This window comes from Sphingomonas sp. Root710, assembly GCF_001429065.1.
In the GTDB taxonomy this organism is placed as follows: domain Bacteria; phylum Pseudomonadota; class Alphaproteobacteria; order Sphingomonadales; family Sphingomonadaceae; genus Rhizorhabdus.
The window spans coordinates 287,331-302,794 of sequence record NZ_LMIB01000012.1 but is presented as its reverse complement, the minus strand read 5'-3'; the positions used below and the strand labels follow the sequence as shown (position 1 = coordinate 302,794).

Here is a 15,464-nt window from a genome sequence, read left to right as displayed (position 1 = left end):
TTAGTCGACCAGCAGCACGATCTTGCCGACATGGCCGCCGCGCTCCATTTCGCTCTGCGCCGCGCCGGCCTCTGCCAGCGGATAGGTCGAGGCTATGACCGGCTTGATCCGCCCGGCCACGATATGCGGCCAGAAGTCCTGCTCGACGCCGCGCATGATCCGGCTCTTCTCGGCGACGTCACGGGCGCGTAGCGCGCTCTGCGACAGCAGCATGCGCTTGCGCATCGGCGCGCGGAAGTCGAGGGTGATCTCCGACCCGCGCTGCCAGGCGATCGTCGCGAGCCGGCCGTTCATCGCCGCGCATTCGATATTCTTCGCCATATAGTCGCCAGCGACCATGTCGAGGATGACGTCGGCGCCGCGTCCATCGGTCAGGGCGAGCACCTCCTTCACGAAGTCCTGCGTGGTGTAGTCGATGGCCGCGTCCGCGCCGAGCGCGACGCAGCGTGCGCCGCGCTCGGCGCCGCTGACGGTGGTCAGGACATCTGCGCCGATCGCCTTTGCCATCTGGATCGCCATCGTGCCGATCCCGCTCGCGCCGCCATGGACGAGCAGGGTCTCCCCGGGTTTCAGGACGACCTGGTCGAAGATGGTGGTCCACACGGTCGCGATAGCTTCGATCAGGCCCGCGCCCTCGGCCATCGTCCAGCCATCGGGCAGCGGCAGCATATGGCCTTCATGGATCAGGCAATATTCGGCATAGCCGCCGCCTGCGAGCAGGCCGCAAACCTTGTTCCCGGCTTTCCAGCGGGTGACCGCTGGGCCGACGCTTTCGACCACGCCCGCGAACTCGAAGCCGGGCGTGTCTGGCGCGCCGGGGGGCGGCGGATAGCGGCCCTCGCGCTGGACGACGTCGCCACGGTTGAGGCCGGCGGCGTGGATCCGGCAGACGACATAGTCGTCATGGGCCACCGGCTTGTCGATCTCGGCCAACTCCAGGACCTCCGGGCCGCCATATTCGCGTATGCGGATCGCGCGCATGTCTGTCTCCTCGATAAATGCTGTTCGAAGGCCGGGCGTCAGCGCGCGGCGATCGTGACCTTCAATCGGCCGAGACCGTCGGTTTCGATCTCAACCGTGTCGCCGAAGGCGAGCTGTTCGCCGGCTTCGAGCCGGCAGCCGCCCGGCACCGTGCCCGATCCGATGATCTCGCCGGGGCGCAGCGTCTCATGCTGTGACGCGTAGGAGATCACCTGCGCGAAGCTGTAATGCATGTCGGCGACGCGGCCCTCGTTGACCAGTTCGCCGTTGACCCAGGAGCGCATCCGCGCGTTGGCGGTATCGAATTCGTCGGCGGTCAGGATCCACGGGCCGAAGACGTTGGCGTCGTCGAAGTCCTTGCTCTTGGTCGGGCCCATCTGGCCGGCCATCTCATCGGCCTGGGTGTCGCGCGCCGAAAGGTCGTTGAAGTTCATATAGCCGAAGATACGGCCTTCGGCTTCCTCGACCGACAGATCGCGGCCGCCCCACAGCACGACTGCCAGCTCATGCTCATAGTCAGGATAGCTGGAATAGGGCGGCCAGACGACGGTGCTGTCGGTGCCCGTGACCGAGAAGCGGTTGGCCTTGTACCAAGCCGGGCGGCGCAGGAAGATGTCGAGCCGATCGAGCTGCGCCTTGCTGCGTTCGGCGATGCCGTTGCGGCGGTTGCGGCCGTCGATCGCGTTTTCGAGATGGCCAAGGAAGTTCAGGCTGTCACGGATCTGCGGCGGCAGCGGGATTGGCGCGAGCAGGCGGACATCGCGTCCGACCGCGAGCCGGGGGCCGTCGCCTTCCATGAGCGTGCGGGCGAGGTCGAGCGCCTCCGGTCCCGCCTCGATCAGCGCGAGCGTCGAAGCCAGCGCGGCGTGTTCGCGCCCGAATCGGCTGATGTGACGCGCTTGAAGGTCGATCGCCGCATCGTCGTCGGCCAGCGCGCCGAGCCGCTGTTCGGCGCCGCCGATCGTCTTGAAGCTTATGAGTCTCATGATCCTCTCGATCCCGATTTTCGCGATGATTTTTGATCATGCGAATGAACTGTTGCGCTCTATTACGAACGATCGTATGAAATCGCAACAACCAAAAGCCCAGGAGAGGAAATCAGATGAAAAATCGCCATGCCTTGCTCGCTTTTCTAGCCTTTTCGACGTCGCCGATCGCCACGGCGCACGCGCAGGTCGCAGCCGATTCGCCATCGACTCCGGCGGCCACTCAGGATGACGGCTATCATGTCGAGGACATCGTCGTGACCGCCCGCAAGCGCGAAGAGCGTCTGCAGGACGTCCCGGTCGCGATCTCGGCGCTGTCGGGCTCTTCGCTGCTCCAGCGTGGTTCGACCGACATCCGCGCGGTCGCCACCCTGTCGCCGGGCGTCTTCTATCGCGCGGCCGATCGCCGCGTTCCCTCGCTCTATATCCGCGGCATCGGCACGCGCAGCTTCACCGATGAGGCCGACGCCTCGATCGGCACCTTCGTCGATGGCGTCTATATCGCGCGCTTCAGCTCGGCGCTGCAGGACCTGTTCGACGTCGAGCGGGTGGAGGTGCTCAAGGGGCCGCAGGGCACGCTGTTCGGCCGCAACACCATCGGCGGCGCGCTCAACATCGTTACCCGCTCGCCGACCGACGAGTTCCATGCGCAGGTCAACGCCTCACATACCTGGAACCAGGAATTCGGCGGCACCGGCGTGACCGTCTCGGGGCTGGTCAGCGGGCCGATCGCCGAGCGCGTCAAGGCGCAGGTCAGCGCCAGCTACAGCGACGCCGACGGCGTGATGAAGATCGTCAACACCGGCCGCACCGGCAATGGCGGCCGCAACGCCACGGTGCGCGGCAAGCTGATCTTCGACCTGTCCGACGACGCCAAGCTGACCCTCAACAGCGATTATTATGACTCGCATGACGAGACCTCGGTCTATCGCAGCAACGATGTCGACGGTCGCCGCCCGACCATATTGCTGGTGCGCCCGGGCGCGACCTCACCGGTCGATCCTAATCCTTATAAGGTGACCCAGACGCCGGGCGTGAAAGGCGTGCAGCGCGACGGCGGCGGCGTCAGCCTGACCGGCGACTTCAGCACCGACGCGGTCGATATCACCACGATCACCGCCTATCGGAAGGCGAAGCTGTTCGGGCCGGTCGACTTCGACGGCACCAGCCTCGATCTGTGGCTGGTCACCACCGAATCCAAGCAGGATCAGTTCAGCCAGGAAATCCGCTTCTCGTCGAAGACCGACGGTCCGCTGACCTTCGGCAATTTCCTGAAATGGACCTTCGGCGCCTATTATTTCACCGAGAATGTCCATCAGGACTATACCTACAACTACGGGGTGGACAGCTCGCTGGTCGCGCTGCCGCCGCCGTCGGGCACCGGCGGCACACCGATCACCTGGGTCAGCACCGAGAATATCGACGTCCGCAGCTATGCGCTGTTCGGTCAGGTGACGCTGAACTTCACCGACGCGCTGTCGCTCGATCTCGGTGGCCGCTACACCAAGGACAAGAAGGATTATGTCGCCCAGGCGGTGACGTCGGCCCCCGGAATATACCGGTCGAACTTCACCCAGCCGGCGTCGCGCTCATGGAGTGCGTTCGATCCGACGGCGATCCTGTCGTACAAGATCAACCGCTCGGTCCTCGCCTATGCGAGCTATTCGCGCGGCTTCAAGAGCGGCGCCTATCAGCTCGCGCCGGCGACCCCGCTGCTGGCGACCCAGGCGGCCAAGCCCGAACGGATGACCGCCTATCAGGCGGGCCTGAAGTCGGACCTGCTCGGCGGGCGGATGCGGCTCAACATCGCGGGCTTCTATTATAAGTACAGCAATATCCAGGTGCAGCGCACCGTGTTGCTCCCCGGCCAGACGACGACGATTTCGCTGCTCAGCAACGGTGCGAAATCGACGCTGAAGGGCTTCGAGGTCGACGGCCAGTTCGTCTTCACCCGCGGGCTGCGGGCGGAATATGGCTATTCCTATCTCGACGCGAAATATGACAGCTACATCTTCTCGCCGACGGTGAACTTCACCGGCAACCATCTGCCGCGCTCGCCCAAGCACACGCTCAACGCGGCGCTGGTGGCGGACATCCCGCTGAGCTTCGGTTCGCTCAACCTGCGGGGCGGCGGCCAATATGTCGACAGCTTCTACTGGGAGCCGAGCAACTTCGACGCGGGCGTGAAGGAGCCGTCCTACACCTCGATCGATCTCAGCGCCGATCTGAAGTTCAGCAATTTCCGCGTCGGCGCCTTCGTCACCAACCTGACCGGCAACCGCCAGCGGACCCAGGTCGTCAACATCAACCCCACCCGTCTGCTCGAAGTCTGGGGTCCGCGCCGGACGATCGGTGTGCGGGCCGGGGCCGAATGGTGATCGTAGTTTATCAGTAAAAGGAAATTGACCTTGCCCCGTATCGTCGACCTCACCTCCACCATCGATCCCGCCCAGCGGGATCTGTTACCCGACCACATCAAGCATCTGAAGGCGGTCGTCGCCCCGGTTGTCGAGGTGTTCCATCCCAAGGAAAAGGGGCTGGAGATCACCTGCAACGTCCTGGGCTGCTGCCCCGAAGATCTGCCCGATGGCGAAGGCTGGGGGGCGGAGCGGCTCAACGACATGTCGTCGCATTGCGGCACCCATGTCGACGCGCCGCTCCATTCGGGTGCGACGATCGAGGGCAAGGCGGCGCGGACGATCTCCGACATCGCCCTGGAAGAGCTTTACCGGCCGGGGATCGTCCTCGACGTCCGCCCTTGGGTGCAGCCGCGCGAGGCGATCAGCATCGAGGCGCTCGATCGCGCGCTGGAAGCGGCCGGCGGCAGGATCGAGCAGGGCATGGCGGTGCTGCTGCGCACCGGGCAGGAACGCTACGGCTATAATGATCCGGAGTTCACCACCTATCCGGGCATGACCCGCGAGGGGACGCTGCACCTGACCAACCAGGGCGCGACCATTCTCGGCACCGACAGCTTCGCCTGGGATCGTCCGTTCGACGTGATGCGCAAGATCTTCGCCGAGACCGGCGACCGTTCGGTGCTGTGGGACGGCCATTATGCGATCAAGGAGCGCGAGGCCTTCATCGTCCAGAAGCTGGAAAATCTGGGCGCACTTCCCTTGCGCGGATTCATGGTAGGCTTCTTCCCGATCAAGCTGAAGGGCATGAGCGCCGCGCCCGCGCGCGTCGTGGCCTTCGTCGATTGATCTGACTTCCGTTTCCATCCGGGATGGCCGCGGCCATCCCGGATCACCATCGGGCATCCGGATGTGACCATGCAGAACGACACTATCCGCCTCTATCAGGGCCGCATCCTGCTCGGATGCTTCCTCGGCGTCGCGTCCGGATATAGCTCAGCCTATTTCTATTCGAGCGGATTGCTGCTGATCCCGATCGCCCGCGACCTGGGCCTGAGCCGGGGCGAGGCGACGCTGGCGCTGCTGGTATGCAGCATGACCGCGGCGGTGATGGCCCCGCTGCTCGGTCGGGCGGTCGACCGGCTGGGGGCGCGGCTGATCGGCCTCGTCTCGCTGGCCGGGCTGGCGGCGAGCTTCGTCATCTGCGCCTGGGCGACCAGCAGCCTGGCGTCGCTGCTCGCCTGTTCGGTGCTGATCGCGCTGCTGGGGGCGGGATCGAGTTCGGTGTCGTTCAGCCGACTGGTGGTCGACGCGTTCGACCGGCACCGGGGGCTGGCGCTGGCGATGATGCAGACCGGCGCGGGGATGGGCGCGTTCACCATCCCGTTCATTCTCTCCTCGACCCTTCAGGAAGGCGACTGGCGCGGGGCCTATCGCCTGCTCGCCTCGATCGTGATCGTCGTCGGCGTGCTGGTCGCGATCCTGATCGGGACGAAGCGTGGCGGCGCATCAGCGCCTGCCGCCCCGACCGGCGAGGCTTCGGCGGCGGTGCGCGGCTGGGATATCTGGTCGCAGCGGCCCTTTCTGCTCCTCGCCGCGACCTTCCTGCTTGCGGCCAACGCGATCGCGGCGTCGGTGGTCCATTTCGTGCCGATGATGGTCGATGGCGGGTTGACCACGGCGCGGGCGGCGCAGCTCGCTTCGCTGCTCGGCGTCGCGCTGATCTGCGGGCGGCTGGTGACGGGCTGGCTGCTCGACCGGCTGGTGCCCGAATATGTCGCGGCGGCGCTGTTCCTGATCACCTCGGTGGGCCTTTCCATTCTCGCGCTCGAAGGCGCCTCGGTGGCGATCATCGGCGCGCTGGTCGTCGGGCTGGCGATGGGCAGCGAGGTCGACCTGCTCTGCTACCTGACCGCCCGCCACTTCCCGCGCCAGCATTATGGCACCGCCTATGGCGGGCTGTTCGGCGTCTTCCTGTTCGGCAGCGCGATGGGCCCTACGATCATGGGATATCTCTACGATCATGCCGGCAGCTATCGCGGCGGCTTCCTGCTCGCGGCGGCGGTGCTGGTCGGTGCTGCGGCGCTCGTCGCGACGTTGCGACGGCTGCACCCGCGCGAACGCGTGGCCGAGGGCTGATCGATGGGTGCGCGCATGCTGATCCGGGGCGGGCATATCCTGTCGATGGACCCGGCGATCGGCGATCTGCCGCAGGGAGACATATTGGTCGAGGACGGCCGGATCGTCGCGGTCGCGCCGACGATCGCCGCCGACGATGCCGAGATCGTCGATGCTGCGGGGATGATCGTGACCCCGGGCTTCGCCGATACCCACCGCCATTACTGGCAGACCCAGTTGCGCGGCGTCGTCGCCGACTGGAGCCTGTTCGACTATGTCGTGCTGATGCGCCATGGCTATTGCACCAGCTATGACGCCGAAGACGCCTATATCGGCAATCTCGCGGGCGCGCTGGAGGCGCTCAACGCCGGGGTGACGACGATCGTCGATCATTCGCACCTCCAGATCAGCGAGGCGCATAGCGACGCGCTGGTGTGCGGACTGAAGGATAGCGGGGTTCGCGGCGTCTTCTGCTACGGCATGTACGAGAATCCGAAGCGCGACGGCGACCATATCGCCTCGACGCTGGTCCATAGCCCGGTGAGCGATTTCCATCGCGCCAACGCCCGGCGCATCCGCGATACCTATTTCACCGGGCCCGACGACCTGCTGCAATTCGGGCTCGCCTCGACCGAATGGTCGCGGCTGACCGAGACCGGCCCGGCGGTCGAGGAGATAAGGCTGCTGCGCGAGCTGGAGCCCGCGCGGATCAGCGTCCATATCGGCACCGGGGTCAATGAACAGGTCCGCTTTGTCCCCGCACTGGCGGCGGCGGGGCTGCTCGGCGACGATCTCCTCTTCTCGCACGGCGCGCATCTGAGCGATCACGACCTCGATCTGCTCGCGGCGCAGGGCGGCTGGGTATCGACAACCCCCGACACCGAATTGCAGATGGGGATGGGCTTTCCGGTCGCGGCGCGGGTGGCGCGCAGCGGCAAGGAGCCGTCGCTGGGCACCGACATCTCGTCGAGCGTCGCCGGCGACCTCTTCTCGCAGATGCGGATGCTCCTCCAGGTCCAGCGCTTTCGCGATTACGAGGCCGAGGGCAGCCTGCCGCTGACCCGGCGCCGGCCCGCCCGCGACATGGTGCGGATGGCGACGGTGGGCGGCGCGGCGGCGGCGGGGACCGGCGACCGCGCCGGGTCGCTCAGCCCCGGCAAGGCGGCCGACATCGTCCTGATCCGGACCGACTCGATCAACATGGCCCCGGTCAACGATCCGGCGGCGGCGATCGTCTTCTACGCCAACCCGTCCGATGTGGACTCGGTGTTCGTCGCGGGCCGGGCGGTGAAGCGCGGCGGGCGTCTGCGCGGGCATGACTGGCCTGCGATCCGCACCCGGCTGACCGCCTCGCGCGACCGGATCATGGCCCGCTTCGCACGGGTCGAAACCGCCGGATTGATGGACGATTTCCGCGCCGCATGGGCCCGGTCCGTCCGCCCCGAACGAACGGCCGCCTGAGACGGCCTGGAAGGACTGAAGATATGGTTGAAACGACAAGCCCCATCGCGATCCTGGGCGCGGCCGGACTGTCCGGCCGTCCGCTGGTCGCCGAGCTCGAGCGGCGCGGGGCGCCCGTCCGCGCGGTGGTGCGCCGTGCCGAGCAGGCGGCGATGTTCCGCGAGGCACGGATCGCCGATCTCGCGAGCGTCGATCAGCTTGCCGCCGCGATCGAAGGCGCGCGGGCGCTCTATTATATCCCGCCCTCGTTCAATCCGCGCGAGATCGAGTTCGCGACCGCACTGATCGCCGCCGCCCAGCAGGCGGGGGTGCCGCGCATCGTCTATCATTCGGTGCTCCACGCGCCGACCCCGGCGATGCCGCACCATGGCCGCAAGGCGTTGGTCGAACTGATGCTGCGCGAATCCCCGCTGGTGTGGACGATCGTTCAGCCCGCCATGTACAGCCAGACCTGCCTGACCTTCTTCGACCGGGACGCGGGCGCGTTCACCCCGCCTTATGCGATCGACCGGCTGTTCAACCCGATCGACCTGCCCGACCTGACCGAGGCGACCGCCAATATCCTGACCGGCGAGAACCACGAATATGCCACCTATGAACTGGCGGGCAGCGAGCGGCTGACCCCGGTCGAGATGGCGGCGATCCTGAAGGCGACGCTCGGCCGCGACATCGTCTTCCGCCAGGAGGACACCGAAAGCTTCGCGAAGGTCCGCGCGGAGCGAAAGGGATTCGATCCCGGCCAGACCGAGGAGCTGGTTGCGATGTATCGCCATTATGGCGACTTCGGCCTGCCCGGCAACGGCCGGGTGCTGGAGATGCTGCTGGGCCGCCCCTCCACCACCTTCGCCGCGGTCGTCCAGCGCGACTGGGCCTGACCTTTTCCAGGAAATCCAAGGAAGACACGATGCCGACATACAACAACCTGGAAGAGATGCTCGCCGCCGCCGGCGGACCGGTGAACCTGCTCCGCTCGTCGCCCTATGGCTCGCACGCCTTTCCGGGCATCCCGCCGGAGTTCACCAACTGGCGCGACGAGCAGCGGGCGTGGCGCGAGTCCTGCGCGCTGCTCGAAAGCTCCTATCATATGACGCATCTCTACCTGAGAGGTCCCGATGCGAAGCGGCTGCTGACCCGGATCGGCGCGAACAAGATCGGCGAGTTTCCGGTCAACCGGGGCAAGCAGCTGATCTGCGCCAGCCCCGACGGTTATTTGATCGCCGACGGCATCTGCTTCCACACATCGGACGACGTCTATCGCGTCGCCGCCGGGCCGACGATCAGCGACTGGGTGCAGTTCAACGTCGAATCGGGCGATTATGACATCGAGATGGACCGCGACGAGACGGTCGGCCTGCGCGGCGGCGAACCGCGCATCTTCGCCTATCAGGTGCAGGGCCCGCATGCGCTCGACCTGATGAACGAGGTAACCGGCGGGACGCTGCCCAAGATCGGCTTCTTCGGGATCGGCGAGTTCGAGATCGCGGGCAAGCCGGTGCGCGCGCTGCGTCACGGCATGGCGGGGTCGCCGGGCTTCGAGATCTTCGGGCCCTGGGCGGATCAGGCGGCGGTTCTCGAAGCGCTGACCACGACCGGCGAGAAATATGGGATGCGCAAGGTCGGCGGGCTCGCCTTTCCCACTTCGTCGATCGAGTCAGGCTGGATGGCGACGCCGCTGCCCGGGATCTATGACGGTGACGCGATGAAGCCGTTCCGCGAATGGCTGTCGCCGAACCATCGTCCGGCGCTGGCGTCGCTGGGCGGCAGCCTCGAGTCCGATGATATCCGCGATTATTATATGGACCCGATCGAGGTCGGCTACGGTCCGTTTATCGACTTCGACGAAGATTTCATCGGTCGTGATGCGTTGGCCGAGAAGATCAAGAATCCGAAGCGCAAGAAGGTCACGCTCGTCTGGAACCAGGACGATGTGATGGAGGCGATGCGCGCCTCGCTGTTCGAGCGCGAGAATCCCGCTCGCTTCATCAAGATGCCGCTGTCGATCTACGCGACCTATCAGTGCGACGAAGTGATCAAGGGCGGCCGCCGCACCGGCGTCTCGCAATATGCCGGGATCAGCGCCAACGCCCGGCAGATGCTGTCGCTGTCGCTGGTCGGCGTCGAGCATAGCGAGCCGGGAACCGAGGTGATGCTGCGCTGGGGCGAACCGAACTCGCGCCGGATCACCGTCGAGGACAATGTCGTCCACGAAATCCGCGCGACGGTCGCGCCAGCCCCCTATTTCCAGAAGAACATAAAAAAGGATTAGGCAGCGACATCGTGCGGCTGGGCTTGGACGGCGTTCAGATAGGCCTGACACATCAGCACCAGCTGCCGGTGGACGGCGCGGCTTTCGGCCAGCGACAGGTTGCGGGTGAAGATGTTGCGCACCGTGCCGAAGATCGTGCTGAGCAAGGTGAGGTTGACGATCGGCAGATCGGCGAAGACCGCATCGGAGGCGCTCGCCAGCATCGCGGCGGTGGCGGTGTCGACCCGGCGGCTGAAGGTCGCGATCATCGCCGCATTGTCGAGTTCGGCGACCGAGCGGTAGAGCGCCTGGGTCACCTCGGGCCGGTCCATCTTGACGGTCCAATAGGTGGTGACGAGCGCCTCGACCATCTCGGCGGCGGTCGCGCCGTGCCGGGCCTGGCAGCTCGCCTCCACCGTGGCGGCAAGGGCTTCGAGGTAGCGCTCGTTGAGTGCGTAGAACAACGCCTGCTTGTGCGGGAAATATTGGTAGAGGCTGCCGATCGAAACCCCGGCCCGTTCGGCGACGCGGGTGGTGGTCAGACGGCGCGGGCCCTCGGCGACCAAAACCTGAATGGTCGCCTCGAAAATGGCTTCGACCGTCGCCGCCGCCCGTGCCTGACGCGGCATTTTCCGGGGATTTAGATGGGCCGGGGCATCCGAGGCCATAAGCGAATCCTCAAAGTGAATAATCCTTCATATCCTGAGTCGTCACAAAAACACGAAAGGAATTCGGCATGGCCGACACGAAACGCATCGCCCTCGTCACCGGCGCGAACAAGGGCATCGGGCTGGAGATCGCCCGCCAGCTCGCGCAGACCGGGATCCTCGTGATCCTCGGCGCGCGCGATGCGGCGCGGGGCGCCGCGGCTGCCGAGGCGTTGGCCGCAGACGGGCTGGCGGTGCAGTCGCTGCGCATCGATCTGAACGATCATCCGAGCCTGGCCACGGCGGCGAAGGCGATCGAGGCTGAACATGGCCGGCTCGACATCCTCGTCAACAATGCCGGCATCGTCGACGCCGCCGACGGCCCGCCGACCGTCGCCTCGCCCGAGGCCGCCCGCCGGATCATGGACACCAACTTCATCGGCACGCTGGCGGTGACGCAGGCGATGCTGCCGCTGCTGCGCAAGTCGGCGGCGGGGCGGATCGTCAACCTGTCGAGCGCGCTCGGCTCGCTCAGCCAGAATGCCGATCCGACCTCGCCTTATTATTCGGCGCGGCTGATGGGCTATAACGCTTCGAAGGCGGCGCTGAACATGCTGACCGTCCAGTTGAGCGAGGAACTGCGCGGCACGCCGCTGGTGATCAATTCGGTCAGCCCGGGCTATGTGAAGACCGACCTGACCGGCCATCAGGGTTTCCTGACGGTCGAGGAGGGTGCCCAGCTGCCGGTCAAATATGCGCTGCTAGGCGACGATGCGGTCTCAGGCCGGTTCGTGGAGGCGAGCGGCGAATCCGCCTGGTAGGTTGGGGGGCTGACCCGGCTGGACACCGTGCCCGGCCGGGGCGGAATTTAATTGGTTGAACGATCAATCTAAAAAGTCCATGATCTGTGAAGCGGGTTGCCGAGTTAGAGGCTTCCCGCCACCTTTTGATTGAGGATCGCATGACCGAGAGCATCATCGCCGTTATCGGCGCCACCAGCGGCACCGGCCGCCCGCTCGTCCGGGCGCTGATCGGCAAGGGCCCGCACGTCCGCGCGATCTCCCGGCGCGGCGACGCGGCGGCGCTGCTGCCGTCTGGGGTCGAGCTGCGCGGCGGTGACCTGCAGGACGCCGGATCACTGGCTGCGGCCTTCGCGGGCGCCAGTGCGATCCATTATATCCCGCCGTCCTTCGATCCGCGTGAACCGGACTTCGCGCGCCATATCATCGCCGCCGCCGAGCGCGCGGGGGTGGCGCGGATCGTCTATCACTCGGTCCTGCACCCCGGCACGCCCGAGATGCCGCACCACTTCCGCAAGAGCCAGACCGAGCATCTGTTACGCCATTCGGCGCTTCGCTGGACGATCATCCAGCCCGCCATGTATGCGCAGACCGCGCTGGCTTTCTTCGACGCCGAAGCCGGCGAACTTATCCCCGCCTTCGATACCGCCAAGCCTTTCGCACCGATCCACGAGGGCGATCTGGCCGAAGCCGCCGCTATCATCCACAGCGAGGACGGCCATGTCTTCGCTACCTATGAGCTGGCGGGGCCGGAGATATTGGACTCGGTGGCGATGGCCGAGCGGCTTAGTGCCGTGCTGGGACGCCCGATCAGTGCGCGCAAGGCGAGCGCCGACACCCTCGTCCCGCGCGTCGCGGCGCCGCGGGGCTATACGCCCGGACAGGCCCGCGAACTGCGGCTGATGCTCGACCATTATGACGGCTATGGCCTGGTCGGGAACGGCAATGTCCTTCGGATGATCCTGGGCCGCGAGCCGACCAGCTTTGCCGATGCGATGCGCTACAGCCTGGGCGTCGCGCACGAAAAGGTCGGGATATAGCGGGCCGCTACGATCGTTCGAAAAGCGGCGGGGCAAGCCTCACCAGGCGTGCGGCTCGCCATTCCATTTGTAGAAATCGCCACTTCGGTCCAGCGTCCAGCCGCGCGCGACGGTGCAGATACCATGGGCGCTCTGCTCGGGGGTGAGATCGGCCTTCGGGCCGCCCATGTCGGTCTGCACCCAGCCGGGATGGACCAGCCCGATAATGATCCCGCGCGGCTTCAGGTCGACGGCGATCGATCGCATCAGCCGGTTGAGCGCCGCCTTGGTCGCGCCATAGGCATAATAGCCGCCGGTCGGCCAGGTCGATGCGCCGATCTGGCTGGTGATGTTGATGACCTTCGACCCTTCACGTAGCCGGGGCAGGAAGGCCTGAAGCACCCGCAACGGACCTTTCAGTCCGATGTCGACGACTTCGTCAAACTGCTGCCAGTCGATATTGGCGAGGTCTGAGCGGCCGTCCGCCGCGCCCGCGACATTATAGAGGATGTCGATCGGGACATCGCCGCTCGCGGCGGCGGCACGGGTGGCGGAAGCGAGATCGGTGACGTCGAGCTGGTGAACGGCGATCCTTCCGCCGCTGTCATCGGCCAGCGCGGCGAGCGCGGTCGCCCCCGCCGGGTTGCGGACCAGCGAGATGACGTGGTCGCCCGCCGCCAGATGTTGCTTCACCAGCTCGAAGCCGATGCCGCGTCCTGCGCCGGTTATCGCCACTGTCGCCACGTCATTCTCCTTCGATTGTCAGCGCCCGCTCATCCGGCGACGATGCGATTGCGCAATATGCCGATGCCTTCGATCTCCAGCTCGACGACGTCGCCGATGTCGAGCCGCTTGTCGAGCTCGAAGCCGCAGCCGCTGAGCACGGTGCCCGAGCCGATGATCTCACCCGCGGTCAGCGTCCGGTCGGCGCTGAGCTGCGAGACGGCGTCCTCCCACTTGTGATGCATGCTGCCGGTGTTGCCTTCGCTCCAGGTCTCGCCGTTGACCCGCGCGGTCATCCGCAGGTCGTAGATGTCGTCGAATTCGTCGAGCGTGGCGATGCACGGCCCGATACCATTGGCGAAATCCTTGCCGTCTCCCGGGCCCAGGCCGCAATCCATGAACGGTATCTGGAGGTCGCGGGCCGACCAGTCGTTGAAGATGGTGAGGCCGAAGATATGGTCGCGCGCATCGGCGCGGCTGATATTGGCGGCGGTCCTGCCGATCACGCAGGCCCATTCGAGTTCATAGTCGCGCCACTGCGACTTGGTCGGCCACGGCACGTCCGCGTCGGGGCCGACCATGTGGATATGGTCGGCATTGTAGTAGATGACCTGCCGCTTGAACTCGGGGTTCATCGTCTTGCCGAGCTTGCCTAGCGCGACCTCCATATGTTCCAGGAACAGGCTGGCGTCGCGCAGCCGGACCGGCCGGGGGATCGGTGCGCGCAGGGCGGGGGCGGCGACGACATCCTCGTCGGGCCGCTTCTCGATGCAGGCGCGCGCGGCGTCCCAGGCCTGTGGTCCGGCGTCGATCAGCTCCTGCATGGTGCCCGGCACGGCATTGCCGGTGCGCCGGCCCGCCGCTGCGAGATCGAGCACGCCGCCGTCGACGAGCGCGCCGACCCGGTCGGTGCCCTGCGCGTTAAAGGTGACAAAACGCATCTTCCGCTCCTCTGTTCGTGATTATGATATGCGATAAGGCTTAGTGCGCGTGGCCGCAGCCGGCGCTGTGCAGCCCCTCGCGGCACGCTTGCTTGCGCTTGGCGTAGCGGCTGAGCGCGGCGAAGATGCCGACGAAATCGTTGATCGTTTCGGTGCTGCCCCACAGGCGGTAGAGATAGTTGACCGTGCCGACCATCCGCTCGGGAGAGATCCATTCGTCATAGGGCGGCGACAGGGCGAGGTCGAACGCCGCTTCCTCGACCGACAGGCCGGCGTCGAAGCGCTTCCGTACCTCGTCGCGGACTGTGACCAGATAATCGCGGAACAGCTGAACGCCGCGCTTGTCGGTCACCGGGCCATGGCCTGAGACGACGGTGTCGATGTCCAGCCCCAGCATCGTGTCGCATGCGGAGATCCAGCCATCGACCGACCCCGCCCAGATCGCCGGGTGGACGCCGAGGAACAGCAGGTCGCCGGTGAAGACCACACGATCCTGAACCGAGTGGATCAGGGTGTCGCCCGAGGTGTGTGCGGGCCCGACGTTGATGAGGCGGACCTCCTTGTCGCCCACCATGATCGTCGCCTCGCGGTCGAAGGTCTCGGTCGGCGGGGTCAGGACGATGTCGCTATAGTCGAACAGATGGGTGCCCATCTTCTCGGCGATGTAGAGCCCGCCCTCGCTATGGTCGGTGGTGACCAGCTTCTGAAGATAATCGGGCGGCACCTTGAAGAACTCATCGGCGGTGCCTTGCGAAGCGACGATCCGCGCGCCTCCGACCAGCTGGTTGCCATAGGTGTGGTCGATATCGGCGTGCGAATTGACGAGGATGTCGATCTTGCGCGACGCCGGGACCGCATCGGCCATGACGGTCAGCATCTCGTCGGTGAGGCGCAGCGTCATCAGCGTGTCGACGAGCATCGACTGGTCACCGTCGACAATCAGGCCCGCATTGCTCATGCCCCAGATGCCGTCCGGCTGAACGTAGGCGTAAGTGCCCGCTCCGACCTGGAACAGTCCTTTTTCGTATTTCTCAGGTATCATCCGATCCTCCGCTGAACGACCCCGATGCGAAGGACCGCCCTCTCTCGACAGCAACGCTAATAATAGTTGAACGTTCAATCAAATAATATTTCCAGTGGTACCAGATCGGGCTCGACGCAGCACGAACCTGACGTGGCCGGAGGT

General features: G+C 65.8%; 14 protein-coding genes. 8 read left to right on the top strand and 6 right to left on the bottom strand.

The window, feature by feature from the left end; all coding sequences use genetic code 11:
* Both ASE00_RS11265 and ASE00_RS11260 read right to left on the bottom strand, forming a co-directional pair.
* Positions 1 to 981, bottom strand: a complete 981-nt coding sequence (locus tag ASE00_RS11265) for an NAD(P)H-quinone oxidoreductase (protein WP_056380256.1) — start codon at positions 979 to 981, stop codon at positions 1 to 3.
* A 38-nt stretch (positions 982 to 1,019) separates the two neighbouring features.
* Entirely contained in the window at positions 1,020 to 1,967 is a 948-nt protein-coding gene (locus ASE00_RS11260) for a fumarylacetoacetate hydrolase family protein (RefSeq protein ID WP_056380255.1), read from the bottom strand.
* A gap of 116 nt (positions 1,968 to 2,083) precedes the next feature.
* Between ASE00_RS11260 and ASE00_RS11255 the strand changes: the two genes are divergently transcribed.
* The 6 genes from ASE00_RS11255 to ASE00_RS11230 all read left to right on the top strand — a co-directional run bounded on the left by ASE00_RS11255 (position 2,084) and on the right by ASE00_RS11230 (position 10,169).
* On the top strand, positions 2,084 to 4,345 hold the full coding sequence (locus tag ASE00_RS11255; RefSeq protein WP_056380252.1) for a TonB-dependent receptor: 2,262 nt from the start codon (positions 2,084 to 2,086) through the stop codon (positions 4,343 to 4,345).
* A gap of 30 nt (positions 4,346 to 4,375) precedes the next feature.
* Positions 4,376 to 5,173, top strand: coding sequence for a cyclase family protein (locus ASE00_RS11250; protein WP_162256447.1), 798 nt, complete (start codon positions 4,376 to 4,378; stop codon positions 5,171 to 5,173).
* A gap of 69 nt (positions 5,174 to 5,242) precedes the next feature.
* Positions 5,243 to 6,463, top strand: a complete 1,221-nt coding sequence (locus tag ASE00_RS11245) for an MFS transporter (protein ID WP_056380248.1) — start codon at positions 5,243 to 5,245, stop codon at positions 6,461 to 6,463.
* A 3-nt stretch (positions 6,464 to 6,466) separates the two neighbouring features.
* The gene (locus tag ASE00_RS11240) at positions 6,467 to 7,903 is read left to right on the top strand and encodes an amidohydrolase family protein (protein ID WP_056380246.1); all 1,437 of its coding nucleotides are present in this window, start codon (positions 6,467 to 6,469) and stop codon (positions 7,901 to 7,903) included.
* Between the two features lie 23 nt (positions 7,904 to 7,926).
* The gene (locus ASE00_RS11235) at positions 7,927 to 8,778 is read left to right on the top strand and encodes an SDR family oxidoreductase (RefSeq protein ID WP_056380244.1); all 852 of its coding nucleotides are present in this window, start codon (positions 7,927 to 7,929) and stop codon (positions 8,776 to 8,778) included.
* A 29-nt stretch (positions 8,779 to 8,807) separates the two neighbouring features.
* Positions 8,808 to 10,169, top strand: a complete 1,362-nt coding sequence (locus ASE00_RS11230) for an aminomethyltransferase family protein (RefSeq protein WP_056380242.1) — start codon at positions 8,808 to 8,810, stop codon at positions 10,167 to 10,169.
* Here the strand turns inward: ASE00_RS11230 and ASE00_RS11225 are convergent.
* Positions 10,166 to 10,777, bottom strand: a complete 612-nt coding sequence (locus ASE00_RS11225; RefSeq protein ID WP_235538633.1) for a TetR/AcrR family transcriptional regulator — start codon at positions 10,775 to 10,777, stop codon at positions 10,166 to 10,168. The genes ASE00_RS11230 and ASE00_RS11225 overlap by 4 nt on opposite strands.
* Positions 10,778 to 10,884: 107 nt before the next feature.
* Here ASE00_RS11225 and ASE00_RS11220 point away from each other — a divergent pair, with 107 nt between their 5' ends.
* Positions 10,885 to 11,616, top strand: a complete 732-nt coding sequence (locus tag ASE00_RS11220) for an SDR family NAD(P)-dependent oxidoreductase (RefSeq protein WP_056380239.1) — start codon at positions 10,885 to 10,887, stop codon at positions 11,614 to 11,616.
* A 140-nt stretch (positions 11,617 to 11,756) separates the two neighbouring features.
* On the top strand, positions 11,757 to 12,635 hold the full coding sequence (locus ASE00_RS11215) for an SDR family oxidoreductase (protein WP_056380236.1): 879 nt from the start codon (positions 11,757 to 11,759) through the stop codon (positions 12,633 to 12,635).
* Between the two features lie 39 nt (positions 12,636 to 12,674).
* On the opposite strand, the gene ASE00_RS11210 is transcribed toward ASE00_RS11215, so the two are convergent.
* Genes ASE00_RS11210 through ASE00_RS11200 form a run of 3 tightly spaced genes read right to left on the bottom strand, consistent with a single transcriptional unit; the run spans position 12,675 to position 15,320 of the window.
* Positions 12,675 to 13,358, bottom strand: a complete 684-nt coding sequence (locus tag ASE00_RS11210; protein ID WP_056380234.1) for an SDR family oxidoreductase — start codon at positions 13,356 to 13,358, stop codon at positions 12,675 to 12,677.
* A 29-nt stretch (positions 13,359 to 13,387) separates the two neighbouring features.
* Positions 13,388 to 14,278, bottom strand: coding sequence for a fumarylacetoacetate hydrolase family protein (locus ASE00_RS11205; RefSeq protein ID WP_056380232.1), 891 nt, complete (start codon positions 14,276 to 14,278; stop codon positions 13,388 to 13,390).
* 40 nt (positions 14,279 to 14,318) lie between these two features.
* Positions 14,319 to 15,320: an MBL fold metallo-hydrolase gene (locus ASE00_RS11200; protein WP_056380230.1), complete on the bottom strand. Its 1,002-nt coding sequence runs from the start codon at positions 15,318 to 15,320 to the stop codon at positions 14,319 to 14,321.
* Between the last annotated feature and the right edge of the window lie 144 nt (positions 15,321 to 15,464).

Coding starts and splice junctions, on each gene's coding strand:
- ASE00_RS11265 (WP_056380256.1), bottom strand. CDS start 981: ATGCGCGCGATCCGCATACGCGAATATGGCGGCCCGGAGGTCCTGGAG.
- ASE00_RS11260 (WP_056380255.1), bottom strand. CDS start 1,967: ATGAGACTCATAAGCTTCAAGACGATCGGCGGCGCCGAACAGCGGCTC.
- ASE00_RS11255 (WP_056380252.1), top strand. CDS start 2,084: ATGAAAAATCGCCATGCCTTGCTCGCTTTTCTAGCCTTTTCGACGTCG.
- ASE00_RS11245 (WP_056380248.1), top strand. CDS start 5,243: ATGCAGAACGACACTATCCGCCTCTATCAGGGCCGCATCCTGCTCGGA.
- ASE00_RS11240 (WP_056380246.1), top strand. CDS start 6,467: ATGGGTGCGCGCATGCTGATCCGGGGCGGGCATATCCTGTCGATGGAC.
- ASE00_RS11235 (WP_056380244.1), top strand. CDS start 7,927: ATGGTTGAAACGACAAGCCCCATCGCGATCCTGGGCGCGGCCGGACTG.
- ASE00_RS11230 (WP_056380242.1), top strand. CDS start 8,808: ATGCCGACATACAACAACCTGGAAGAGATGCTCGCCGCCGCCGGCGGA.
- ASE00_RS11225 (WP_235538633.1), bottom strand. CDS start 10,777: ATGCCGCGTCAGGCACGGGCGGCGGCGACGGTCGAAGCCATTTTCGAG.
- ASE00_RS11220 (WP_056380239.1), top strand. CDS start 10,885: ATGGCCGACACGAAACGCATCGCCCTCGTCACCGGCGCGAACAAGGGC.
- ASE00_RS11215 (WP_056380236.1), top strand. CDS start 11,757: ATGACCGAGAGCATCATCGCCGTTATCGGCGCCACCAGCGGCACCGGC.
- ASE00_RS11205 (WP_056380232.1), bottom strand. CDS start 14,278: ATGCGTTTTGTCACCTTTAACGCGCAGGGCACCGACCGGGTCGGCGCG.
- ASE00_RS11200 (WP_056380230.1), bottom strand. CDS start 15,320: ATGATACCTGAGAAATACGAAAAAGGACTGTTCCAGGTCGGAGCGGGC.